Genomic DNA, 6,685 nt, shown 5'->3' on the forward strand with positions numbered 1-6,685 from the left:
AGTCATTTTCGTAAACAGCAGTAAGAGCGATTCCGTACTTGGAGGGGTATTCAAAACGTGAAAATGTAGATATTTTTGCGACCGGAGATATTTTGTCCTTGACAAAAGCCTTCTAATGAGTGAACCCGCGAATGTAGTTTCCAGTGCCATTACGTACCCAATCAGATACTTCACTATGTTCAGTACAAGGTTTGAGAACGAGTTGTGCTTCGGTAGTTTAATAGATTACGCTGAATAGTTACAAGAAATTACTGCTAAGGTACTAATTATTCATCTCTCAAAAAACGTAATAGTTTAGCTTTTTTAAAAAGATTTGCCAGGCATATAGATTACCGTGTACGTGGTAAAAGGTTTGCTTCCTTAAAACACAACTCCGGCCCCTCTTTTTGCAACTCCCCATTTACCGCAAGGTTTTGACAGATTCCGTCGGAATTAAATAAAAAAGGCATACACAATAGTCCGTAAATGTGCAATATAATTTAACTGAATAAAAGCACATATATTAGCTCCGCAAATCTTTCACGACATTGAAATAAAAAAACGCACCATTTCCGGCTAATTTGGTTAAATTGGGCCGGGACCGCCAAAAATGCCAGGTATTTTCTTTATTACAGCCAAAAAATTTCCTTTTTCGAAAAGTCTTGCCCTTGCGAAATTTCTTAATTTTAAGCACGGTATGAGTGCTTACCTTTCTAAAATTCAATTCATTTGACTACACATGCTGCTTTACGATTAAAATAATAATATTACGGTTTACTAAAACATTTTTAAGCCGGTCCCGGCGTATTATTAGTTCCAAAAAACATTCACCATGAACAAAGTATTCATAATAAATAATTTAGATGTGTAAAGTTATTCGCACATAGCATGCCTAAAAATATTTGTCGGAAAAAGTATTTCATAACTATTTAATAATAGGAAATGTACAGCTTTTATAGATTGTGTGGATGGTGTTTTTGATATCTTTGGTTGCTTCAGAAAACGGTTGATTTAAACCATGAGTGTTATAATTGGGTAAGGTGGAATGGGCCGAACTATTACAAAAAATGGAAAATCCTTGCTTTACTATTTAACCAGCAGCAACATAACATCCATCACATTTGTTTTCGTAGGACCCGTAACAATGAGCTCATTTGTCTCTTTGAAAAAAGAGAATGAATCGTTATTAAGAAGATATTTTTCCGGATGTAATTTTTTACTCTTTGCATTTATAATGGTAGTGCCATCTACCATTGCCCCTGCGGCTTCAGTGTTGCCATCCATTCCATCCGTTCCCGCGCTTAATATTAAGGTATCCGCTAATCCATCAATTTCTATTGCCGCAGACAAGGAAAATTCCTGACTCCTTCCGCCTAAACCATTGCCTTTTACTGTTACGGTAGACTCCCCGCCTGCGATAATACACGCAGGGCGCTCGGCAGGGCAGCCGGAAGCATGAATTTCCCGCGCAATTGCGCCAAAAACCTTGGCTATTTCCCTGGCCTCGCCTTTTATACAGGAAGATAAAATAAGCGTATTATACCCCAGTTGTCCTCCTTTTTCCTTCGACGCAGCCAGTGCCGTGCGATTATTGCCGATGATAATATTGCTTACCCTGTCAAATATTTTATCGCCGGGCTTCGGCGTTTCTTCCACGTAGCCGTGGATCCCGTTTTGAATGTGTTGCTGTATGGAAACGGGAATCTTATGATGTAAATTATACTTGTTCAATATCCATTCACAGTCCTGAAAAGTACTGGGGTCCGGCGAGGTCGCTCCGGAAGCGATCGTTTCTAAAGGATCATTTATTACATCTGACAATATAACAGATATCATCTCCGCCTTGCACAAGCCTGCAAAACGTCCCCCCTTTACAAGAGAAAGATGTTTACGGATGGCATTCATTTCATCAATAGTAGCGCCGCATTTCAATAACGAAGCAGTAATTTCCTTGATTTCTTCAAGGGAAATCCCTGCATAAGGCAATTCAAACAGCGCTGATCCGCCGCCGGAAATCAAACAAAACACCAGGTCATCTTCATTTGCCTCTTTTGCAATATCGATGATTTCTTTTGTGCCATTAATGCCTGAAGAATCTGGAATAGGATGTCCTGCGGGATTAAGTTTGACATATTTACAAGGTGTAGTATAACCATAACGAACATTTACAATGCCCTTTTTTATCTTATCCCCCAGCAGTTTTTCCACTGCCGCAGCCATAAACCCGCTCACCTTTCCAAACCCTGTAAGATAAATATTATTATATTTGCCAAGGTCGTACGTTTTTCCTCCAATAGTTAGACTATTCTCCTTTACCGCCATGTATTTTCGTATGCATGTATCGGCTTCGACAGCATGTAAACCAGCAAAATAAATTTGCAACGCATCTTTTCTTAATGATTCTGCGGTATTCATAATCGTCTCCTCTAATAAATACATTTTGCAAAACATATCCCTGCGTTAATGCCTGCTAATGAAACCATTTTACCGGCAATCAACGGATTTTTTTGCTTTCAGAAAAAATAACATATTGATTTAAATGTCTATTGTCAATATTATTATACATAGCACTTTCACCCGAAAAGCACTAAAGCATCATTCCCGCGAAAAACGGGGGGATACGTTTTTTCGTAAATGAATAGCTGTTTCTCTGCATGGGCGAAGCATTTGCCGCCGAAAACATAAGGCTCTACCGGTATGCAACATCAGTAAACGCCTCGCGCCGCCACGTGGTGTGGTCGCAAACAAAGTTGCCGAAATACTAAAGTAGAGTATTTACAATAAAATCCGTAAACCAGGAGAACCGAGAATGTCCAATGAACTTTCCGCGATAAATCATACTATTATGGAGCATACCGAGCTGGAACACTTAGTTAATACAGAGCAATACGATAAACTTGAAGAGCAATGGCTAGGCATTGTAGAATCGGAAATTGATGACAAAAAACCGCTCTTGCATATTATCAATTTACTTATAAGACAGGAAAAGAAATTTGCACATGATTTTCTCATTATGTTGGAATCTTACTATAACGAGAAAAATGCGTATAATGATCTATTGGAAGTTTTGAAATATATATTGAAATATTTTCCGAAGGAAAAAGGACTTGCTCCAAAATTTGCCGCTTGTTACGCCAATATCTACAAAGAAAAACCCTATGCAAGCCTATTCATTAGTAAATCCAGTATAGAAACATCCCCGGAGACTGCCGCATCTCTCAAAATGCTGGAAAAGTATTTTATGTTTGAACAAGGGGATTACGTATATCATAAGAGTTGGGGAGTTGGCAAAGTAGTTTCTTTTGATCCTGAGGGAGAGAAGATTTATATTGATTTTGAGAAGAAAAACAACCATGGAATTGCCTTAGAGATTGCTTCTGATATTTTACAAAAACTGGAAAAGGATAGTTTGCGGGCAATGGTGTATTGCCAAAAAGACATTTTGAACAAAATGATTGATGAAGATCCTGTGGGTTTGATCAGGCTTACCTTAAAACATTTTCATGGCAAGGCTACGTTAAACAATATAAAAGAACAACTCCTTGCAGGACTCTTGCCGCCATCCGCATGGAGCAAATGGTGGACAAAGACGAAAAAACTGATACTAAAAGACCCGTACCTCCAGTTTACCGAAGGCTCGCCAACCACTGCCCTTCTGGAAATCAGGACAAAACCATTGACGCCGCATCAGGAAATTATTAATACGCTCACTCAATCCGGGGAAATTTACAAAGAAATCGAGTCAGCCCGAAAATACCTCGCCGAGGGAGGAAAGAATACTGAAAAATGCAAAGAAATCTTACAGAAAATCAAGTCACTCTTTACGCAAGAAGCTGAAAAATTAAAGGACACACATCCTTCCGCCGTTATTGAATGCCTTCTCCTTGCCGAACAAGTGCAAATTATGCTGAACGAATGCCCTGCAAATTACAAGGATATGATTGAAACCGTTATAAAAAACTCCGACAATTTATCAAAACTAATCGGTAACATATGCATATTAGAGTATAAAAAACATGTTCTTCACAGAATCAAAAAAATATACCCGGAACATTGGCAAAATGAATTTGCCAGCTTATTTTTTGACCAAAATAGCCATCTTTGGGAGTTTATAATTAAGGAACTTATTAATGAGAACAAGCAGGATTCATTAAATAGTGTTTCGCAAAAAATATTTTCACAGTTTAATGCATACCCGGAACACTATTTCTGGTTCTGCAGAAACAATTTTTACGGACGTTTCCCGGATCTTTATGCGAATATTAATTCCGGAACACTTTTCATTCAACTAATCGAACTGATAAATAATATTTACTTTAAAATGCAAAAGGGACGTGACGGAAATATCCGATCGATATTTAATAAAATCAAAGGCCTGTTAGAGGAAAAAGGAACCGATCATGCCATAAACCATTTGACCGAATCCAATGCAGCCAGCATGTATAATGTAGTTTCGGGCAGTAAATGTATTGAAGATTGGTTTAAAATTTCCATTGAAAGCGTTATTCGCGACCGTTTTCCCGAGATGATTAAAAAGCCGGAAATACTCACCTTGGATGAAAATAAAATCTATGTTACAAAACATGGATACGAAAAGCAGAAGAAGGAACTCGACAACATCATGAATATTCAATTTGCTGAAAATGCGCGCGACCTTGGAGAGGCTATCAGTCGCGGTGATCTCAGAGAAAACGCAGAATATCAGGCGGCGCGTGAAAAACAGGCACAGTTGATCGAAAAGGCGGAACGATTGAAGGCTGACTTGCAAAAGATAGTTTTTATCGAGCCGTATACCGTAAAAACGAATATCGTCTCGCCAGGCACAAAAGTAACTATTAAAAACAAGGACAAAGAAACCACGGAAACGTATACACTGCTGGGCCCTTGGGATGCTGATATTGACAAAAATATTATCTCTTATCTGTCGCCAATCGGAAAAGGCTTGTTGAATAAAAAAACAGGTGAGACGGTCACTATCCAACTTCCGGAAAACGAGATAGTTTGCGATATTATAAAAATAGAAAAGGCATTATAAGTAGGGGCGAAGCATTTGCTATAAATAAATGCGTTCATGCCCAAACGAGCAAATGCTTCGCCCCTACACTATGCGGGCAAATACCGCGATTATTGGAATTTTTCAAAAAACTAAAGTGTTACAGAATTCCGGGTTTTATAGAGTAGAGACGCACAGCCGTACATCTCTACATTTGTATTAAAACCCCCCCCTTAAATTCCCTCTAAAATTTGGCCTGCATTGTGAACACTTTACAACGGATATAATAGAGAACGCAATGTAAAAGAATTGAGCGTTCAGGTCAGGGAGTAATGTATAATGCATGCGTAATTGGTTCGTTACCAAATGCTGAAAGAAGCAACCGCCATGCTTAAAATCACGATAACTTTGTTGCATATGCTACAAACTTGCATTATACTACGTATGAAATTACGGAAGTTTGCCTAACTTCTGAAAAAACAGGAAAGGGGGAGAAATAAAATAACTTGAAACATCCATAGGTCTGATTTACTCAAACGCAAATATACACCAAATAAAATATTGTTATTAATACCTAAAAGAAAGGATAGAAACATGAATATTTACGCCGGCAACCTGGCACGACAAACAACAGAGGAAGAATTGAAACAGGTTTTTGAGGAGTTTGGGCAGGTCACGTCCGTAACAATCATTAAGGATAAATTCAGCGGAGAATCCAGAGGATTTGGATTTGTAGAAATGCCCTCAAGGGCAGAAGCGCAGGCTGCGCTAGATAGTCTCAACGGCAAAGATTTAAATGGAAGGGTTCTGAATGTTAATGAGGCGCTTCCCCGTACTGATGACCGTAAGCAAGGCGGCGGTGGTGGTAGAGGTAGAAGTGGCGGCGGTAGAAGCGGTGGCGGTGGCGGCAGAAGTGGCGGCGGTAGAAGCGGCGGTAGTGGTGGTGGTAGAAGTGGTGGCGGAAGGCCCTGGTAAAATTGATTTACCTATTGGGGGCAAAGAGGAATAATGCACTTTCGGTTCTATAAGTACAAGCCACACATTTGCAAAATAATAAAGGCCGTGGCATGATTCCTCTTTGTATTCACAATACCATTGCAGTATCAAATTCACAGAAAGAGATAATTGCTCAAAAAAGCCCCTGCTTTCATAATAGCAACTTCCCGTATTGTAAAAAACCGATCATGATTACATCGATGTTGACGTATAATGGCCTGGGTCGCTTCAAATTCGTCTAAAAAACGCATCAAATTGTCAGGAAAGCTCGATATTTTTTAGTAGTTTTGTTTTATTAGCATTCCCGTAATAATAGAGTGATATTCAGTGTAGCGGCAATTCTCGAATTGCCGCTACATACTGATACAAAGGCATTTCCTACCATTCTAACGGAAAAAAACAGAATGATTGCCGGTATTTTTACCAATGAAATCTGCGCAATCTGTTGTTCATCGGTAATTTCTTCTAAAATTTGGTAACTATTCAGCGTAATCTATTAAACTACCGAAGCACAACTCGTTCTCAAACCTTGTACTGAACATAGTGAAGTATCTGTTTGGGAACGTAATGGCAATGGAAACTACATTCGCGGGTTCACTCATTAGAAGGCTTTTGTCAAGGACAAAATATCTCCGGTCGCAAAAATATCTACATTTTCACGTTTTGAATACCCCTCCAAGTACGGAATCGCTCTTACTGCTGTTTACGAAAATGACT

3 protein-coding genes are annotated in these 6,685 nt (G+C 39.0%); 2 read left to right on the top strand and 1 reads right to left on the bottom strand.

Annotated features, from left to right (window positions below; all coding sequences use genetic code 11):
• Positions 1-1,065 precede the first annotated feature (1,065 nt).
• A complete protein-coding gene (locus tag QZT26_RS15610) occupies positions 1,066-2,394 on the bottom strand; it encodes a glycerate kinase (protein ID WP_164994557.1) in 1,329 nt (442 codons plus the stop codon).
• Positions 2,395-2,788: 394 nt separating this feature from the next.
• Between QZT26_RS15610 and greA the strand changes: the two genes are divergently transcribed.
• Both greA and QZT26_RS15620 read left to right on the top strand, forming a co-directional pair.
• On the top strand, positions 2,789-5,014 hold the full coding sequence (gene greA / locus QZT26_RS15615; protein WP_099324529.1) for a transcription elongation factor GreA: 2,226 nt from the start codon (positions 2,789-2,791) through the stop codon (positions 5,012-5,014).
• A 552-nt stretch (positions 5,015-5,566) separates the two neighbouring features.
• Positions 5,567-5,947, top strand: a complete 381-nt coding sequence (locus QZT26_RS15620) for an RNA-binding protein (protein ID WP_099324528.1) — start codon at positions 5,567-5,569, stop codon at positions 5,945-5,947.
• Positions 5,948-6,685: the final 738 nt, after the last annotated feature.

This window comes from uncultured Candidatus Kuenenia sp., from assembly GCF_900696675.1.
GTDB lineage: Bacteria > Planctomycetota > Brocadiia > Brocadiales > Brocadiaceae > Kuenenia > Kuenenia stuttgartiensis_A.

Coding starts and splice junctions, on each gene's coding strand:
- greA (WP_099324529.1), top strand. CDS start 2,789: ATGTCCAATGAACTTTCCGCGATAAATCATACTATTATGGAGCATACC.
- QZT26_RS15610 (WP_164994557.1), bottom strand. CDS start 2,394: ATGAATACCGCAGAATCATTAAGAAAAGATGCGTTGCAAATTTATTTT.
- QZT26_RS15620 (WP_099324528.1), top strand. CDS start 5,567: ATGAATATTTACGCCGGCAACCTGGCACGACAAACAACAGAGGAAGAA.